The sequence below is a fragment of the Brevibacillus sp. AG162 genome (genome assembly GCF_006715575.1).
Lineage (GTDB): Bacteria > Bacillota > Bacilli > Brevibacillales > Brevibacillaceae > Brevibacillus > Brevibacillus brevis.
Genome location: NZ_VFNO01000007.1, coordinates 226,281 through 242,853, shown reverse-complemented (window position 1 = coordinate 242,853; position 16,573 = coordinate 226,281). Strand labels below are relative to the sequence as shown.

At 49.3% G+C, this 16,573-nt stretch carries 14 protein-coding genes and 2 riboswitches; of the genes, 1 reads left to right on the top strand and 13 read right to left on the bottom strand.

The features are described 5' to 3' along the window. The first annotated feature begins 11 nt into the window (after window positions 1-11). On the top strand, window positions 12-1,544 hold the full coding sequence (locus FB479_RS21370) for an aldehyde dehydrogenase family protein (RefSeq protein WP_142066641.1): 1,533 nt from the start codon (window positions 12-14) through the stop codon (window positions 1,542-1,544). Window positions 1,545-1,567: 23 nt separating this feature from the next. Here the strand turns inward: FB479_RS21370 and FB479_RS21365 are convergent, their stop codons facing one another. From FB479_RS21365 to FB479_RS21305, 13 genes are all read right to left on the bottom strand, one after another. Beyond that, window positions 1,568-2,686 (bottom strand): Ger(x)C family spore germination protein, encoded by a 1,119-nt coding sequence (locus tag FB479_RS21365; protein ID WP_106653571.1) that lies wholly within the window; start codon window positions 2,684-2,686, stop codon window positions 1,568-1,570. Next, complete coding sequence (locus FB479_RS21360; protein ID WP_142066640.1) at window positions 2,683-3,771, bottom strand: GerAB/ArcD/ProY family transporter; 1,089 nt, start codon at window positions 3,769-3,771, stop codon at window positions 2,683-2,685. Before FB479_RS21360 ends, FB479_RS21365 begins: the two co-directional genes overlap by 4 nt. A 4-nt stretch (window positions 3,772-3,775) precedes the next feature. After that, window positions 3,776-5,278, bottom strand: coding sequence for a spore germination protein (locus FB479_RS21355; RefSeq protein WP_142066639.1), 1,503 nt, complete (start codon window positions 5,276-5,278; stop codon window positions 3,776-3,778). 127 nt (window positions 5,279-5,405) lie between these two features. After that, window positions 5,406-5,870, bottom strand: a complete 465-nt coding sequence (gene ribH / locus FB479_RS21350) for a 6,7-dimethyl-8-ribityllumazine synthase (protein WP_106653568.1) — start codon at window positions 5,868-5,870, stop codon at window positions 5,406-5,408. Window positions 5,871-5,886: 16 nt separating this feature from the next. Then, window positions 5,887-7,086 (bottom strand): bifunctional 3,4-dihydroxy-2-butanone-4-phosphate synthase/GTP cyclohydrolase II, encoded by a 1,200-nt coding sequence (locus FB479_RS21345; protein ID WP_142066638.1) that lies wholly within the window; start codon window positions 7,084-7,086, stop codon window positions 5,887-5,889. A 16-nt stretch (window positions 7,087-7,102) separates the two neighbouring features. Further along, on the bottom strand, window positions 7,103-7,759 hold the full coding sequence (locus FB479_RS21340) for a riboflavin synthase (protein ID WP_142066637.1): 657 nt from the start codon (window positions 7,757-7,759) through the stop codon (window positions 7,103-7,105). 19 nt (window positions 7,760-7,778) lie between these two features. Beyond that, window positions 7,779-8,885 (bottom strand): bifunctional diaminohydroxyphosphoribosylaminopyrimidine deaminase/5-amino-6-(5-phosphoribosylamino)uracil reductase RibD, encoded by a 1,107-nt coding sequence (gene ribD, locus FB479_RS21335; RefSeq protein ID WP_142066636.1) that lies wholly within the window; start codon window positions 8,883-8,885, stop codon window positions 7,779-7,781. A gap of 134 nt (window positions 8,886-9,019) precedes the next feature. Beyond that, a riboswitch (FMN riboswitch) is annotated at window positions 9,020-9,164 on the bottom strand. A gap of 112 nt (window positions 9,165-9,276) precedes the next feature. Next, window positions 9,277-9,425: riboswitch (FMN riboswitch) on the bottom strand. Window positions 9,426-9,492: 67 nt separating this feature from the next. Further along, a complete protein-coding gene (locus FB479_RS21330; protein WP_142066635.1) occupies window positions 9,493-10,161 on the bottom strand; it encodes an HAD family hydrolase in 669 nt (222 codons plus the stop codon). Then, complete coding sequence (locus FB479_RS21325) at window positions 10,158-10,700, bottom strand: YdbC family protein (protein WP_142066634.1); 543 nt, start codon at window positions 10,698-10,700, stop codon at window positions 10,158-10,160. The genes FB479_RS21330 and FB479_RS21325 overlap by 4 nt, the downstream gene beginning before the upstream one ends. A 115-nt stretch (window positions 10,701-10,815) precedes the next feature. Further along, window positions 10,816-11,724, bottom strand: a complete 909-nt coding sequence (locus FB479_RS21320; protein ID WP_142066633.1) for a c-type cytochrome — start codon at window positions 11,722-11,724, stop codon at window positions 10,816-10,818. 158 nt (window positions 11,725-11,882) lie between these two features. Beyond that, complete coding sequence (locus FB479_RS21315) at window positions 11,883-13,262, bottom strand: sigma-54-dependent transcriptional regulator (RefSeq protein WP_142066671.1); 1,380 nt, start codon at window positions 13,260-13,262, stop codon at window positions 11,883-11,885. An 8-nt stretch (window positions 13,263-13,270) separates the two neighbouring features. After that, a complete protein-coding gene (locus FB479_RS21310; protein WP_142066632.1) occupies window positions 13,271-15,457 on the bottom strand; it encodes an ATP-binding protein in 2,187 nt (728 codons plus the stop codon). Further along, window positions 15,454-16,449, bottom strand: a complete 996-nt coding sequence (locus tag FB479_RS21305; RefSeq protein ID WP_142066631.1) for an ABC transporter substrate-binding protein — start codon at window positions 16,447-16,449, stop codon at window positions 15,454-15,456. Before FB479_RS21305 ends, FB479_RS21310 begins: the two co-directional genes overlap by 4 nt. Between the last annotated feature and the right edge of the window lie 124 nt (window positions 16,450-16,573).

Here is a 16,573-nt window from a genome sequence, read left to right as displayed (position 1 = left end):
CGAGGTGAATCATGATGGCAGTCATGTCCATGCAAAATCCCGCTACTGGAGAGCTTCTTGGCTCTTTACAGGAAGCGACTCCAGAACAAGTTGAAGACGCGATGGCACGTGCGCGTCTTGCCTTTCCAGCTTGGTCCGCTACATCGTTAGCCGAGCGCCTGGACTATTTGACGCGGTTGCGGCACTATTTAGTCGATCACGGCGCAGAAATCGCCCGAAAAATTAGTGAGGCTACCGGAAAAGTTACATTGGAAGCGTACATGACTGAAATTTTCGTCACTGTCGACACCATCCGTTTTTATGAAAAACATGCCTATCAGATGCTGGCCGATCAGCCAGTACCAACCTCCCTCGTGCTGTGGCCGAAGAAATCGTATATCCACTACAAGCCGATGGGTGTCGTCGCGGTCATCTCTCCGTGGAATTATCCGTTTCAGCTTGCCGTCATTCCCGTATTATCTGCCCTCGTAGCAGGCAATACTGTTATTTTAAAACCTTCCGAGGTGACTGCTTCTACCGGACTGCTCATTGAAGAGGTGTTTTCCGCTGTTTCTATGCCGTATGGAGTCGTAACCGTCCTGCATGGGGGACGAGAAGCTGGACAGGCGCTGGTAGCTGCTCGCCCAGATAAAGTATTTTTCACAGGCTCTGTCGCGACAGGCAAAAAAATTATGGCGGCAGCGTCGGAGCATTTGATTCCAGTAGAACTGGAGCTTGGCGGCAAAGACCCGATGATCGTGTTTGAAGACGCTCATCTGGAACGGGCAGCAAATGGCGCGGTGTGGGGGGCTTTTACGAACTCCGGACAGGTATGTATGTCTGTCGAACGGCTTTTTGTCCATGAAAAGGTATACCCTGAATTTCTCAAGCTGGTCACCGAAAAGACAAAAGCATTACGCCAAAGCTATCCGGATCAGGCCGAGGTTGGGTCGATGACGTCTTCTCAACAAATCGGAATTGTCCGTGAGCATGTGCACGAAGCACTGACTGCGGGCGCGACCGCTGTCACCGGAGGACTTCCTTCCTCTGACAGTATGTATATCGCCCCGACCATTCTCACAAACGTGACATCAGACATGAAAATCATGCGGGAAGAAACCTTTGGTCCGGTGTTGCCCATTATGACTTTTGCCACCGAAGAGGAGGCTGTCCGCCTGGCTAACAGCTCACCGTACGGGCTGAATGCCTCGGTATGGTCAGCCGATAAAACAAAAGCGGATCGCGTAGCTCGTCAGCTCGACAGCGGAAATGTGTGCATCAATGACGTCATTATCAGCTACGCCAATCCCCATCTTCCTTTTGGCGGGGTCAAACAGAGCGGTATCGGCCGCTATCGCGGGCCTTCAGGACTACAAGCCTTTACACACAGCATCTCTGTCATCCATGATCCGGGCAAACGCAAGCGTGAGTTTAATTGGTATCCGTATACGAGGGATCAGGAGCTCACCTTCATCGGTTTGACGAACCTGTTGTACGGCAAGCTCCAAAATGTAAATCGTCGGACTTTGGGTGCGATCTGGCGCGAATTCAAGCGCCTGTTCTAACTGCGCCGGAATGCTATCGCTCCTTATTTCAGTGTGCCAAAACCGACTATATCCACATGAACCTTGACGTTGAATCTAGCTTTTTTATAAAGGGCGAGACCCGTTTCCCGTGTCCATTTCCCATAGTATTTTTGGCGAATGCTCTCCTCTAGCTGCGCCGGGTCAACCCCTTGCTTTTGAAAACGTACCAGCATATCCATGCTCTCCTTTTTGATCCGTGTCTCAAGCTCTCGAACCAAGGCCCGATATTGAGGCCGCTTCTCCAAATCCTTGTTGCCTGAATAGCCTACCAGCATCCCTCTTACCCGAAGATCGATGTCGATGACAGGCTTTTTCAGGCTGCCTTTGCTTCTTACCTTTGTTTTTGCCCGCACAAAATCGAAGACGACCCTTTCCGTTTGTTTTTTACCTGTCTTCGTCACGTGTTGGAACTCGAAGCTCATACGTGGCAAACGTTCTCTTCCCAGAAACCCCTGAACCATCTTCCCCTCTCGCTGTGAATAAAATCCGATCATCCTGTCTACTCGAAAAAGGGCCGCCTTGATGATCTGAATCTCTCCATTAATGTGGATGAGATAAGGAAGATTAGGGTCCATTGTGTTGCTGGTCATCATAAAAACAAAATCGTGAATGGTCGCAAAAGACGAAAAGGCCGTCTCCACTCGCGGACGGAGCAAGTTGTTCAAATACGTGTTGATTTCCGGCCTGTGGTTATAGGTTCCTTTGATGACATCTTTCGCTTTTCCTTGTACGACAGCAATGTATACATTTTCTCCTACAATCGGATTGCGATAGAGATCGAGGATGACTTTTCCGATCCCTACTTTGCGGGCGTATTCTTCACTGAACAAAATCACACGCAATTGCGAGAGGGACATGGTTCTCTCTGCTTTTGTCGCGAGATTCAGCATGGCCTCACTGGTCATCGAGGCATGAGTCGAGTACACCTGTGTCGTTTCTTTATTCTTGGATGGTACCGGTACCGACACGGTGACATCTATCTTTTCACGATCCACATAATCAAAACCCATAACCCCAATCATAGCCATGTCTTCCAGTGCCGGCCGTTCGAGTTCGCGCCCACAACCGCAAAGGCTGAGCAAGAGGATAACTGTAGCAATGAACCAGCTCGCCCTCTTCATGATACCCGCTCTCCTCTACCGAACTTCAAGGAATGAATCAATAACAAAAAAATCGGCCACAAGATCAATCCATAGGCTATATATACCGTCACCTTGTCATAAATGTAGCGTTGTTTTTCTACAGATAATGGCCCCACAATGAATAAAAACGAAATGATTGTCGGTAAAAGCAGATGCCACAGTCGAGTCTTTTCTGCCATTTCTTCAAGACCTTTACGCGCAACCCACAAATATCCTGTACTCGTGCTGAGAATGAGGAAGACCCAGAGACCAATCCCGAGATTTTCGATCCGCTCCAAAAAAGACAGCTCTACTGCCTTAAATAAATTCAAAATGGGATAAATGAGATTGTCCATTTGCCATTCGGAAAAATAAGATACGCTCGTGATCAGGATCATGACGTACAACAAAACAACGATCCATATCCCAATCAGCACATGCTTGTGTGCCTTGTTCTTCTCCTGGATATATGGGTAGAAAAACAGGACCAATTCATACCCAAGCATACTCGCGTACGAATTGTGCACGGTTTCGGCTATACTGCGCCAATCTGTATGAAAAAGAGGAAAAATATGCGTGATTCCTCCCTTTTGAAATCCGTACTGCAAAAGAAAAACCATCCAGCCCGTAAAAAAGAAGGTCAGCAGGCAAAAACGCGCGATCAATTTGATTCCGCCATTTGCGATGTAGACCATAACCAATGTCAATCCGAGCAATGGCAATGTGGCTGTCTGATTGCTCATCATGGAGGTTTGAACCAGCCTGATGTATCCTTCATTGGCGGTAGATACATTCAGAATGGCGTAGACGATAATCAGGATATTGAAACATCGTCCCAGCCATTTTCCCAACAGCTTTTCGTGAATCCGAAAAAGATTATCCTCTGGATAGCGTCGGCACAAGGCCATCATCGGAATTAGCGTTAAGCTGACAATGCACCCCAGCAAAATTGGAGACCACCACAGGTTGTAGCCCATTTTGCTTGCATGATGAGCCAGTCCAAGTAAATTAACCCCCACCATCGTATTCATAATCAATCCGATTACCAGGATCGGATTCAGGCTGTGAATTCTCCCTCTATCCATCTCCCTAGTCCTCCCCAACTGGCCGGACATGCTTTTGCTTTGCCCGGGACATGCGGTTGCGATTGACGATAAACTTCAATGGTGCACGTACGAGACTATTCATCAAATCGGTCCATTGACGCGGAACTCCCGGGGCCATGTACGGCGTCCCGAGTGAAGTCAAATTGAGCAAGTGCGCGAATAAAAACGCCAGTGCCAGTATCTGGCCGTACATGCCCAATAAGCCTGCCATCAAGATGAAACCATAGCGAACGAGCCGAATCGCATTACTCATCAAAAAATTGGGTGGCACAAAAGAAAGCAGTGCCGATACCGAAACAAGGACGATCAGGATATTACTGGCTAACCCCGCTTGTACAGAGGCAGTCCCGATCACGATACCGCCAACGATACCGATTGTCTGGCCAATTTTAGTCGGCATGCGTATCCCCGCTTCCCGCAGGATCTCGATGACAAGCTCAATAATGAGTACCTCGATCACGGGCGGAAAAGGCACCCGACTGCGTGATTCAGACAAAATCGTCAGCAAAGCGGGGGGAAGCATTTCCGGATGATACGTCAAGACAGAGACGTAGCTGGAGGTGAGCATAATGGTGATAAACAATCCGAAAAAGCGAATCATCCGCAGCAGGCTCGCCGTTGACCATCGGTTGTAGAAGTCTTCGGGGCTGCTAAACATCTCCAGAAAGGAAGTCGGACAGATGGCGGCATCCGGACTGCCATTCAGCATGATTACGATCCTGCCGTCCAACAAGGCCGCTGTCGCATTGTCAGGCCGACCCGTCAACCCAAACTGCGGGAACGGAGAGTACGGCTTGTCCTCCAGCATTTGCTTTAAGACTGGCATCCCGACAAATCCAGGGTAAATGACATTGTCGATCCTTTTTTTCACGCGCTCCACATTTTCCGCGTTCGCGATATTGTCCAAATAAATCACGGCTACCTTGTTCTGCGCCTCGGTGCCAATCGTGTAGCTCGATATTTTCAGATGAGGCGTAGCCAGTCTTCTCCGAATCAAGGACAAATTGATCTCCAGCATTTCAACAAAGGAGTCTTGCGGTCCAAGGACGGTCGCCTCCGTCTCGGATTTCGTAATGGAACGATGCGGGACCTGAAATGTATTCACATGCAGAATGAGATTCCTATCCAGGAAAAACAGGATGGTATGACCGCGTAGCAAGTTGCTCATCAACGTCTCCATATCGTCAAGAAGACATTCCTGTGAGAAAGGGAGCGCCTGCATCGGGTCTCTGCCATCGGAACGCTGCAATGGAAGAAAGACATCCTCATAAATCTGGGACACATCTACCAGCGTATCGAGAAAAAAAACGTGTACCTCTTCGTCATTCATCTTCAATGACAAGCTACTGAGGTCATCCACGTTTTGCATGCATTGTTTGACCATCTCCGGTGTAATTTGTTCGCTGCGCCGTGCATGAACTGAACCGCTGCGCCGCTTTGCTTGTATGGCCTCTACTTGCGCTTTCCACCAATCGGTCGGCTTCAGGCTAGATCCCCCCTTTTTTCAGGAAAATCTTTCTTACTTTGACCTGTCCGTGGTGATTTTATCCAAAAAAATAGAAAACGGGAGCCGAAGCCCCCGTTTTTACTATCTCGTTATCCATATGAAATGATTAGGCGAACTGCCTGGATAAATTAGCCATTTCGATCGCTGCCGCTGCTGCTTCCCAGCCTTTGTTGCCTGCTTTTGTTCCCGCTCGCTCGATGGCTTGCTCAATATTGTCTGTCGTCAAGACACCAAAAATGACGGGTATCCCAGTCGATAGCGATAGGGACGCCACACCTTTTGCCGTCTCATTGCATACGTAGTCGAAGTGCGGAGTGGAGCCACGAATGACAGCTCCCAATGTAACAACCGCGTCATAGCGACCGGATTCCGCCATTTTTTTGGCGATCAACGGAATTTCAAATGCCCCCGGTACCCAAGCCACGTCGACGTGCTCATCTTCTACGCCATGGCGCTTCAGGGCATCGAGAGCCCCTCCGACCAGCTTGCTCACAATCAATTCGTTAAAGCGTCCTGCCACAATCCCTACACGCAAACCTGTTCCAACCAAATGTCCTTCGAATGTTCTCATCGCTTATTCCCTCTCCTTATCCGTGCAGATGAAGCAGGTGCCCCAGCTTCTCTTGTTTTGTTGATAGATACTGTTTGTTGTGCAGATGCTCCGGCATTTGAAGCGGCACCCGCTCTTCTACTGTTAATCCATAACCGGTAAGCCCGCGGATTTTTCGTGGGTTGTTGGTCAACAGCCGCATGCGCTGCACTCCTAAATCTCGCAAAATTTGTGCCCCGATACCGTAATCCCGCAGATCAGCGGCGAACCCTAGCTTTTCATTGGCCTCAACCGTATCCAAGCCTTCCTCCTGCAGCTTGTAGGCACGCAGCTTATTGATCAAACCAATGCCTCTGCCCTCCTGGCGCATGTACAGTAAAATGCCGCGTCCGTTCGCTTCGATCTGTTCCAATGCAGCGTGCAGCTGTGGACCGCAGTCGCAGCGATGAGAGCCGAAAATATCGCCTGTCAGGCACTCCGAGTGCACGCGGACGAGAATGGGCTCATCCGGTCCGATCTCTCCCTTGATGAGAGCTACATGCTCTTTGCCATCCAGCTCGTTCGTGTAGGCCGCTATCCGAAAATCACCGTAGGCAGTCGGAAGCTGCACTTCGATCTCCCTTTTCACCATGGATTCCGTCCGCATCCGATACGCGATCAAGTCTGCAATCGTAATCAGCTTGAGATCAAAGCGGCGTGCGATCTCTACCAATTGCGGCAGACGCGCCATGGAGCCATCTTCGTTCATAATTTCGCAAATAACTCCCGCCGGAATCCCCCCCGCCAAGCGAGCCAAATCAACTGCCGCCTCCGTATGTCCCGCTCTGCGCAATACACCGCCAGATTTCGCGATTAACGGAAAAATGTGGCCCGGTCTGCGGAAGTCTTCTGCGGTCTTCAGATCATCGAGCATGGCCAAGACAGTCTGAGAGCGCTCATGAGCGGATATCCCTGTGTGTGTACTTCCTTCATCGATGGACACGGTAAAAGCCGTTCCTTGCTTGTCTGTATTGGCATTCACCATCGGATGAAGCTGCAAGCGCGTCGCGTGCTCTTCTGTCACCGGTACGCAAACGAGTCCTCTCCCATGAGTAACCATGAAGTTGATCATTTCAGGAGTAGCCGCTTCGGCCATGCAGACAAAATCTCCTTCGTTTTCCCGATCCTCATCATCTACCACGATGACCGCCTTGCCCTGACGCAAATCTTCCAATGCTTCTTCTATGCGATGAAACATGCTTTCTCCCTCCTACTCACGCGAAGCCGTTTTCCTGCAAAAAGGCTAGACTGAGCCCGCCAGATTTTTCTGTACCGCCATGGTTTTGATAACCTAACAAACGCTCCACATATTTACCGATGACATCTGTTTCGAGATTCACCAAGTCCCCAGGTCGTCTGTCTGCAAGGCTCGTATTCGCCAGCGTATGCGGAATGATCGAAACGGTAAAACCGCTATCGTTTACGTCCACCACGGTGAGACTGATGCCATCTATACAAATCGATCCACGGGTAATAACGTACTTCAATAGCAGCGGTTTGGCCTCAATCCGAAACACGACAGCATTCGCATTTACCTCTCGTGAAACAACCGTTCCGGTCCCATCCACATGTCCGGAGACGATATGCCCGCCAAAACGATCCCCCAGCCGCATCGCTCTCTCCAAATTGACCCGTTGTCCGCTGCGTAATTGGCTCAAGCTCGTCTTGTTCATCGTCTCCGGCATCACATCGACGCTAAACTGACGATTGGTATAAGAAGTAACCGTAAGGCAAATGCCATTGACCGAAATACTGTCGCCGAGCTTCACCCCTTCGAGTACCTGCTGTGCGCGGATAACCAGTCGACTCGCCTGTTCGTTCCCTTGAATCGATTCCAACACGCCCACTTCTTCGACCAGTCCCGTGAACATGCTCTCTCCTCCTCACTTGCTACGTCTGATCCTCCCATTGTGGGTACCCGATAATCTGTACATCGTCTTTCCCGATCGATGTGATCGTGACATTCGTCAGTTGTACTGCTTCTCCCATCGTCGCAAAGCCTTGACCACCGAATGGCGAGGGCGCGCCGCTTCCTCCGATCAGCTTTAGCGCGATATGGCTCACGACCTTTTGAATCGCTCTCGCCTGCAAAAAGGAGCCGTTTACTTCCTGCCCGCCTTCCACAAGCAACGAGGTGATCCCCAGCTCTCCCAACGTATCCAGTACCTTTTCCACGCGAATTGGCTCTGCCGTTGTGATGACATTTACTCCGTTTGCCGTGAGCAGCTCCTGTTTTTCCCTTGGGGCGGCACCTGTCGTAAAGATCCATGTCTTCGCATCTGCATTCTGGACAACACGGGCATCCAGCGGCGTCCGTAAATAGCTGTCCAAAATCACGCGAACTGGCTGGCTTCCAAAACGCTGCTCTTCCTTGCGCGCCGTCAACAGTGGGTCGTCAGCGAGAATCGTTCCTACCCCAACCAGGATTGCATCGTGCTGCCTGCGCAGTTCATGCACCTCTGCCCGAGCCTCTGCTCCAGTAATCCACCGACTGTGTCCGGTGAACGAAGCGATTTTCCCGTCCAATGTACTGGCCGTCTTTACCGTCACAAATGGACGTCTGGTTTGGATGTAATGAAAAAAGACTTCATTGAGCGCCTTCGCTTCCTCTTCTCTCACGCCCACCGCCACTTCCAGCCCTGCTGCCCGCAGCATCTCGATTCCTCGTCCCGCCACTAGTGGATTCGGGTCGAGCGTAGCTACAACGACACGACTTACATCAGCTGCGATCAATGCCTCTGCACACGGCGGTGTTTTCCCGTAGTGACTGCAAGGCTCAAGCGTCACGTACGCCGTCGCGCCTTGCGCTTTTTCCCCAGCCATCCGCAGAGCATGCACCTCGGCATGCGGTTCGCCAGCGCGCAGATGCGCTCCCATCCCCACGATGGTTCCATCCTTCACAATCACAGCTCCGACCATGGGATTCGGGCTGGTTTGGCCTCGTACCGATCGTGCCAGCTCCAGCGCCAGATCCATGTACCTGCTGTCCTGTTCCATACCGCACTCCTTTCTGTTCCATCATTCCAGCCAACCACAACGCAAAAAGCCCTTGAAACTTCAAAGCGTTTCAGGGCATAGGGAAAGAAGCCTTACCTCATCCGTTTTTTGAAAAAAATAAATGAAGAAAGCACAAAAATCTTCTTCCATCCGGACTGTACCGTCGGCTCTGGTTTTTCACCAGATCAGTCGCTGCAAGCGTGGTCAGCGAGTCGCGGGCTCAGACGTCCGTACGTCATTACCGCCGGTCAGGAATTTCACCTTGCCCTGAAGATTGTCGCTATGAAGTTTTTACGAAAAACAAAAACACCCGTGATTAGTATGCTCAGGGCGTTGAGAAAGAAGCCTGACTTCAACCGTTTTTTGAAAAAACAGCGAAATAGGCCATTCCAAATACCTTCTCCCATCCGGACTGTACCGTCGGCCTTGGATTTGCACCAAGTCAGTCGCTATCAACTGCTTACGATAGCGAGTCGCGGGCTCAGACGTGCGTTCGTCATTACCGCCGGTCGGGAATTGCACCCTACCCTGAAGGCTGGTATTCAGTTATGCAAAGTATAGCACATTTTTCGTTATTGTCTGTAATCATTTATTGGGGAAGTGCACTTTACCCTTGCTCGCACTTTTCAAGAACGGTCAGGAGTTCTTTCAAATCATTTATGTACGCCTTTGGCACTACACCATTTTGCTCCATGTCCTGCTCGTTCCCTTGATAGGCAATAAAAGCAACTTGTCCGTCGCAGGCTGCCTTACCATCGATCCACGAATCCCCGATCATCGTCCAAGACGAAACAGGCCAATCTGGCTTGCGGCTGCGAATATAGTGAATGCCGGAGGGAGATGGCTTCAAGGTCGCCATCTGCTCGCGGGCGACGATTTCATCAAAATAAGAGGCGATTCCTGTCTCGTTCAAAGCCTCCTCTGCGGCGGCATAAGCGTTATTCGTCAGGATATACAGCTGATAGCGGTTCTTCAACTCCTCTAGCACTTCTACCGCGTGCTGCTCCAAAACAGCGCCATGCATCCCTTCCTTCTCGATCGCGGTTACCGCATCCCACATTGCTTGCTCCAGATCTCTCGTCATCTGCTCCGTTTTTCGCCCGATCTCAATGAGCTGCGATGCGGTATGCTTTTCCCACTCAAATGTAGAAGAAACGATCCCATTGTCCACCCATAGCTGAAAAATGGCCCACTTCATATCGGCAAAATTGATCCTGGATTGCAACAAGGTGTTGTCCATATCGAAAATAATGCCTTTTTGAAAGGTTCTGCTCATTTTGTGCCTCCTTTTTTGATAATACGCCATGCTGGTTCAAGTATGACGGAATAATCTGGTGTCTGCTCTTTCTCATTGATCTGGCTACTATCCTTTTTCCACAGTGACGCGGTCAAATACTCAATGCTGTTCTTTTGGCTTTGAGCAACGACTCCTCCCAGCATGGCCTCAGTCGCTGACATCCCGTCTTTGGCACAGACTACGCCAAGAATTTCCCCGTTCTCTAGAGCACCTAGGATATTTCGTTCACCCATATCCACGATCTTTGAGAAAAGCTTTACTGATATGGCTTCGTACGTCTGACTCTGCCCTGACTGATGAAAAATCGGATCGTGGTCCTTCTCCATGAAGGATTGATAATGATGCATGTCCTCCCAAAAAGCAAGGATACAAGCCTCCAACGGCTGATCCTGATTCCATCCGCCTATTTGTCCAAGAAAGCCTTCGATCCCTTCTAATGGTCGCCATTTTTCCTGCGCGTGGGAAAACGATTGCTTTTGACTCTCCGATACTTTACATGTAATCCATTTGATCAGCATTTCCAAGCCCCCTACAGCCCAATGCAAGATACTTCCATCTTATCAAAAAGAGGACTATCCCTCAGTCATTTTATAACTTTTGGGACAGCCCCTTCTTGGGTTAGGTATTGAGTTCCTATTGCTTCTTCTTGGCGCTGTCTACTTCATACGGCACGTCCTTTGGAACACCACCAGCTGGCCAGTCTTGTGCCTTTTTGGCAAAGTCTGGACGCGGCTTGGACAAAATATAGGCAGCTAGGTCCGCTGCTTCTTGATCCGTTAGCGACCCTTGCTTGATACCGCCCATTTCCCCTAGAGGCATGTTGCGCTGAATGTAGCCAGCAGCTTTGGAAATTCGGGCCATACCTGCACCAATATTGAAGGAGTTATCCCCCCATAGAGCTGGTCCAGAGTTTGGGCCTGTTCCTGAACCATCAGCTGCATGGCATTGTATACACGATTTTTGAAAGAGGGCTTCTCCATTTGCCACATTCGGTTGAGGTACGCTCTTCATATCATTTTTCTCTATCCACGGGCGCTCTTTAATTCCTACTGGTACATCTGTTGAGATATACGTCAGATAGGCAACCATCGCTCTCATTTCATCGCTGTTGTAAGGCAATGGTTTTCCGTTCATACTTCGTTGAAAACAACCATTGATGCGATCCTCAATGGTAAGCACTTTGCCAGACCTTGGAATGTACTGAGGATAGACTGCGGTGACACCCGTTAAAGGAGAGGTCGCATCCATTCCGGCATTGCCGTGACAGCTGGAGCAGGAGAGCTTATTCCCTGTGTACTCAGGGATCGCTGTGCTCGTTTCATTCATTAACTTATGTCCATACTTAATCGATTCTCCCAATGGCCCTTCTGGCACCTTGTCCAAACTAGGCGGGGTGTACGTATCTAGACTGATCGCTCCGGTTGCCCCACTCGCTGTTGAGGTGGGTTGAGCGGTCGGCTGTGTAGCGCAGCCTGCAAAGACCAGCAGCGCCACTACTACCATGGACAGCTTCTTCCAGCCTGTCTTCTCTTTTTTGATCATAGGTCTCACTCCTCCATGTTGATCGTGCATTCACTTCATGAGAGTAGCAAGAGACATGCCAAACCATAGAAGCAGGAAAACGAACAACTCGGCGCTTCCGAACAGCAAGAAAAAGAAAAGACCATGCCAAAATGTCATGGTCAGTACGCGACAAAATGTCACGGTCGCAGCTCGTACTCTTCGATTTTTCGATACAGATTACGTACGCTGATCCCCAGCTTCTCAGCTGTCTTGGTCTTGTTCCATTGCAGAACGTGCAGCACATGCTTGATATGTTCTCGCTCTACATTTTTCAGTAAAAATACCTCTTCCTCCCCAGTATCTGCTGATGAAATGAGCTTCCGATCTGACCGGTTGTGAGGTACTGACTGCTCGTGAGGAAAGAGATCCTTAGCGTCAATTTCCTCTCCTTTTGCCAAAACGACAGCACGTTCGATCATATGAGCCAACTCCCGAACATTCCCTGGGAATGAGTAAGCTAAAAGAGCTGTCTGCGCGTTCTCAGAAAGCGGTTTGACTGGATACTTACGCTTGAGCCGATTCAAAAAGAACGCCGACAGTGGCAAAATGTCCTCTCTTCTCTGGCTGAGAGGCGGAATCGTTATATCCATGACATGCAGCCGGAAATAAAGATCGGATCGAAACGTTCCTTCTTCCACTTTCTTCTCCAGATCGGCATTGGTAGCAGCAATGATACGAACATCCACCTTGTGCAGAATCGGGCTCCCTATTCGGCGAAATTCGCCGGTTTCCAGAAAACGGAGCAGCTTGACCTGCAAAGGAAATGGCAAGTCCCCCACTTCATCCAAAAAGAGCGTCCCCAGGTGGGCAATCTCTACCAGTCCTTTTTTCTGAGCAGTTGCGCCTGTAAAAGCTCCCTTTTCGTGCCCAAACAGTTCACTTTCCAGCATCGTTTCAGGTATTGCTCCCAAATTGATCGGTACGAATGCCTCGGATGCTCTCTCACTACATTCATATATGAGTCTCGCGATGACATCCTTCCCTGTCCCACTTTCCCCTTTTAAGAGAACGAGAAAATCCGTACTGGCTACTCGCTTGGCAGTTGCTAGGACCTCTTTTAGCTTCGGGCTTTCCGCAACGATTTGAAACGTCGTTTTCCCGTTTGTCGATAGAGCTTCTCTCAACTGTTGGTTTTCCTCGGTCAACAGCTGTTTTTCGACGGCCTTGGAAATCAAAACCTCCAATTCATTGAGGTTGTAAGGTTTTGTCAAATAATCATAAGCGCCGCGTTTCATCGCTTCGATAGCTGTCTCAATTGTTCCGTGTCCGGTCACAACAATGATTTGAATGGCAGGAGAGCTTTCCTTGCACCATTGCAGGAAGGAGAGACCGTCCATCCCGGGCATTTTCAAATCAAGCAAAATGACGTGAATCGTTTCGCTGGTTACTAGCTGCTGTGCGCTGATTCCGTCAGATGCTTCCAGTGTGGTATATCCCTTCCTCTTTAATCGACTGGTTAATAGATGGCGGAAATCTGCTTCGTCATCAACGATGAGTATACGAGTGTCAGCGCGCATCTTTTTGTTCATTCCCCCTTTGCCAACGGCAGGTTGACCGTAACAGTCGTGCCTTTGTTTGGCGTACTTTCGATCTCGATTTCTCCGCCTAAATTCGTCACAATCCCGTAGCAGACCGATAACCCGAGACCAGTCCCTTTTCCAGGAGGCTTGGTTGTATAAAAGGGCTCCAAAACATGTGGCAATTCTGCTGCAGGTATACCGCATCCATCATCTCTGATCCATAGACGGATTCGATCATTCGAAGGAGAATCCGTTGCTATCTCAATATTTCCTCGCTCCTGGGTCGCGTACAGCGCATTGGTTAACAGATTAAGCAAGATTTGCTGAAGCTGTCCAGGCGTAGCGAGAAGAAACGGAGCAGAGGCCAACAGAGACTGGTTTACCGTTACCTGTTTGACACGTATTTCATGGGACAGAAGAATGAGAATGTCTGATAGGACTTGATGAATATCTACTTTTTCTACGGTAACTGGTGATTTTCCCGAAAAATGCAGCAATCGGGTCGTGATTTCCTTGCAACGGTTAATTTGTTTGTCCATCGTGTCCAAGTATTGGGTAAGCTCTCCTGTGTCCTGTAAATCTCGAATATCCTCGTCCACTAAACGGTCTCGCAAGTCTTGTCCATACAACGACAGAATGCCTAATGGATTATTGATTTCATGGGCGATGCCCGACGCCAAGAGTCCAATAGCAGCGAGCTTGTCTGCTTGTGCGATAGCGGCTTCCAGCTCTCGTTTCTCCGTGATGTCCTCGATGACCTCCAGAAAAGCAGACGACTCTTTCTCCGGATGCAGAGGGAAAACCTGATGTCGATAAAATCGGGCACGCCCATTCTGATCAACTCTGGAGGAAATAAGGTCGGTCTGCTTTTGGTTTACCATTTGTCGCGTTCGGAGCATGCAACTACTGCATGAACTGAATTGCTGACCAATCGTCTGATGGCAGTCTTTTCCCAGGAGATTAGCCGCATCCTGGAACCACGCCGACGCTGTTTGGTTAATCCAGCGAATGCGAAAAGATTCATCTACGAGAATCAACCCCATCCCCATGCCACTGACGACGAGATCAAGCCGTTTTTTTTCTTCGAGAAGCTGATTGGTCTTCATCTCCAAACTTTGAGCCATTTCATTGCAGGACGCTGCTAGCCTGCCAATTTCGTCTGAAGTCGTCACAGGAATACGTACGGATAAGTCACCACCTGCGATTTTTTGCACAGCGGATTCGATCTTTTCCATTAATCGGCTAAACGAGACAGAAAACACAATGCTAATCCCCAGAACGATGAGTGCGATGAATAAGGTCGTAAAGAGCAGAGATTGTTCCAATTTTGAAAAGGCAGCAAACGCCGTTTGACTCGACTGTTCCAGCATAATGACCCAATGTGTGACAGAAGAGCGCATGGCATAGTTGACCATGCTATCTCCATTGGAAGCCTGATACGTACGGATAACAGGCTTATCCGTTCGATTTGGTAGTGTCCAGGCGGGAGGAACCGCTTGTTCATAATAGGTCAAAGAGCCATCAGAAGGCTTGCCCAGCATAAACGGATCTGCAAACATGCCGCTTTTCCCATCTGTGACAAACAAATAGGCCTCATTTTCATATCGAGCTCGCAGTGTGACTTGTTCGAGCAACTGTTTTACATTGAGCTTTGCGTACATGCCGCCTTTTACACCTTTGGCAGATACATGAGGGATTGCGACCGTCACCAGCAGCTTCCCTTCCGCTGATCGGACAATGCTTCCGATGTATGGTTTCCCCGACTGAATGGTGGGGAGAAGTTGGTTGTCCTGCTCCCTGGGTATGTCCAGCCTTTGGTGTTTCCAGCGATTCAGCAAATACTCCGACTCTCCATCCTGATTAAAAAGCGCGACCTCCTCCATATAAGGGGAGGTTTTCAATAACGTATTCAACAAAAAATAAGCATCATCATCGCTAGGGCGCTCATTGAGAAAACGCTGCTGAACCACCTGCATGGATTGGGAAGTATGTAAAAAAAGCATATCTAATTGCGCCAACGTATTTTCCACGTAGATCTGATTGGCTCTGTCTACCTCTTCTCGAACCTTTTCTTTACTGGTATGCAAATTGATATAACCGAGAATCAGAAAAGGGATGATGGACATGCATAGCCCAAACAGGAGCATCTTTGTCTTCAGTCGATTGATGCGCGGTAGTATGCTCCTCCTCATTTATTCTTCACTCCATACCATTCTTGTGCCAGTGACCACTGTTGATCTGTTACGGTAATCGGAAGCTTGGACAGGGAAGTGGCATTGACAGCTAAACGCACGTCATCGGGCCATTCGATTGACAGAGCGGTAGGAGGAACTCCATCCAACACCCGAGCCACCATATGAGCAGCCTGCATGCCTTGTGCATGAAAGGAAACGCCGTAAGCGGCATACAAGCCAGCCTTCACCTGCTCTGGGTAAGAGCCCATGACAAACAATTGCTTATCGATCAAAAGAGGCAAGCAATCGGTGATCGCGTCTTCCAGAACATAGCTAGGTAAAGGAAGCATGGCGTCGTATTCTCCTGGAGAGAGCCTACTGAGCAATTGTTCTAGGTCTTTTGAGGAAGCAACCTGCTTCACCTGCAAGCGAACGCCAAGCAAGGAAGCAGCTGACCCTGCTTCTACGATAGCTTGCTCTGTCGTAGGAGCATGAGAATCGGCAATGATCAGAATGCGCTTGGCATCGGGCAACAAACGAGTTGTCAGCTCCAATCTTTTCCCAATGACATTCATTTGGCCATTGCTGATTCCACACGTAACCGTTCCCTCGGTCTCAACAAGAGGCAGCTCTACCGATGAGGCGACACCAATAAAAACAATGGGAACCGTCGTTGTCTCCTGTTGAATCAAAAAGGTCTCGTGCGCCCCTGTCGTTACGATTACATCAGGCTTTTTTGAAATCAAGTCCTGGACAAGGGAGCGCTCCTCTTCAAGAGTCGGAACCGTATTCAAATACACAGGCACATACTGAACACGTGCTCCTTCACCGAGACCTAGCGATTGCAATCCTGCCTTCAATCCCGCTACTTTATCTTTTCTATCCTCATTGGCAATCACAATTCCTATCGTGTACGGATCGACGTCCTGTTTCTGCTGACTACTGGACCAATCGAGCAGAGTTCCCGCCACTAACAAGATGAGAAAGAGGATTTTCTTTTGTTTCTTCATAGGTATCACATCCACCCTTCATCATAGCGGCAAATGATTGCAGAAAATGTGAATAATTAACAAACCTTGGTCTCTAACGAAAAAACAAAAAAGCACCAGCAACAGACTGGCGCTTTTTCCTGGT

Coding starts and splice junctions, on each gene's coding strand:
- FB479_RS21370 (WP_142066641.1), top strand. CDS start 12: ATGATGGCAGTCATGTCCATGCAAAATCCCGCTACTGGAGAGCTTCTT.
- FB479_RS21365 (WP_106653571.1), bottom strand. CDS start 2,686: ATGAAGAGGGCGAGCTGGTTCATTGCTACAGTTATCCTCTTGCTCAGC.
- FB479_RS21360 (WP_142066640.1), bottom strand. CDS start 3,771: ATGGATAGAGGGAGAATTCACAGCCTGAATCCGATCCTGGTAATCGGA.
- ribH (WP_106653568.1), bottom strand. CDS start 5,870: ATGAGAACATTCGAAGGACATTTGGTTGGAACAGGTTTGCGTGTAGGG.
- FB479_RS21345 (WP_142066638.1), bottom strand. CDS start 7,086: ATGTTTCATCGCATAGAAGAAGCATTGGAAGATTTGCGTCAGGGCAAG.
- FB479_RS21340 (WP_142066637.1), bottom strand. CDS start 7,759: ATGTTCACGGGACTGGTCGAAGAAGTGGGCGTGTTGGAATCGATTCAA.
- ribD (WP_142066636.1), bottom strand. CDS start 8,885: ATGGAACAGGACAGCAGGTACATGGATCTGGCGCTGGAGCTGGCACGA.
- FB479_RS21330 (WP_142066635.1), bottom strand. CDS start 10,161: ATGAGCAGAACCTTTCAAAAAGGCATTATTTTCGATATGGACAACACC.
- FB479_RS21325 (WP_142066634.1), bottom strand. CDS start 10,700: ATGCTGATCAAATGGATTACATGTAAAGTATCGGAGAGTCAAAAGCAA.
- FB479_RS21320 (WP_142066633.1), bottom strand. CDS start 11,724: ATGATCAAAAAAGAGAAGACAGGCTGGAAGAAGCTGTCCATGGTAGTA.
- FB479_RS21315 (WP_142066671.1), bottom strand. CDS start 13,262: ATGCGCGCTGACACTCGTATACTCATCGTTGATGACGAAGCAGATTTC.
- FB479_RS21310 (WP_142066632.1), bottom strand. CDS start 15,457: ATGAGGAGGAGCATACTACCGCGCATCAATCGACTGAAGACAAAGATG.
- FB479_RS21305 (WP_142066631.1), bottom strand. CDS start 16,449: ATGAAGAAACAAAAGAAAATCCTCTTTCTCATCTTGTTAGTGGCGGGA.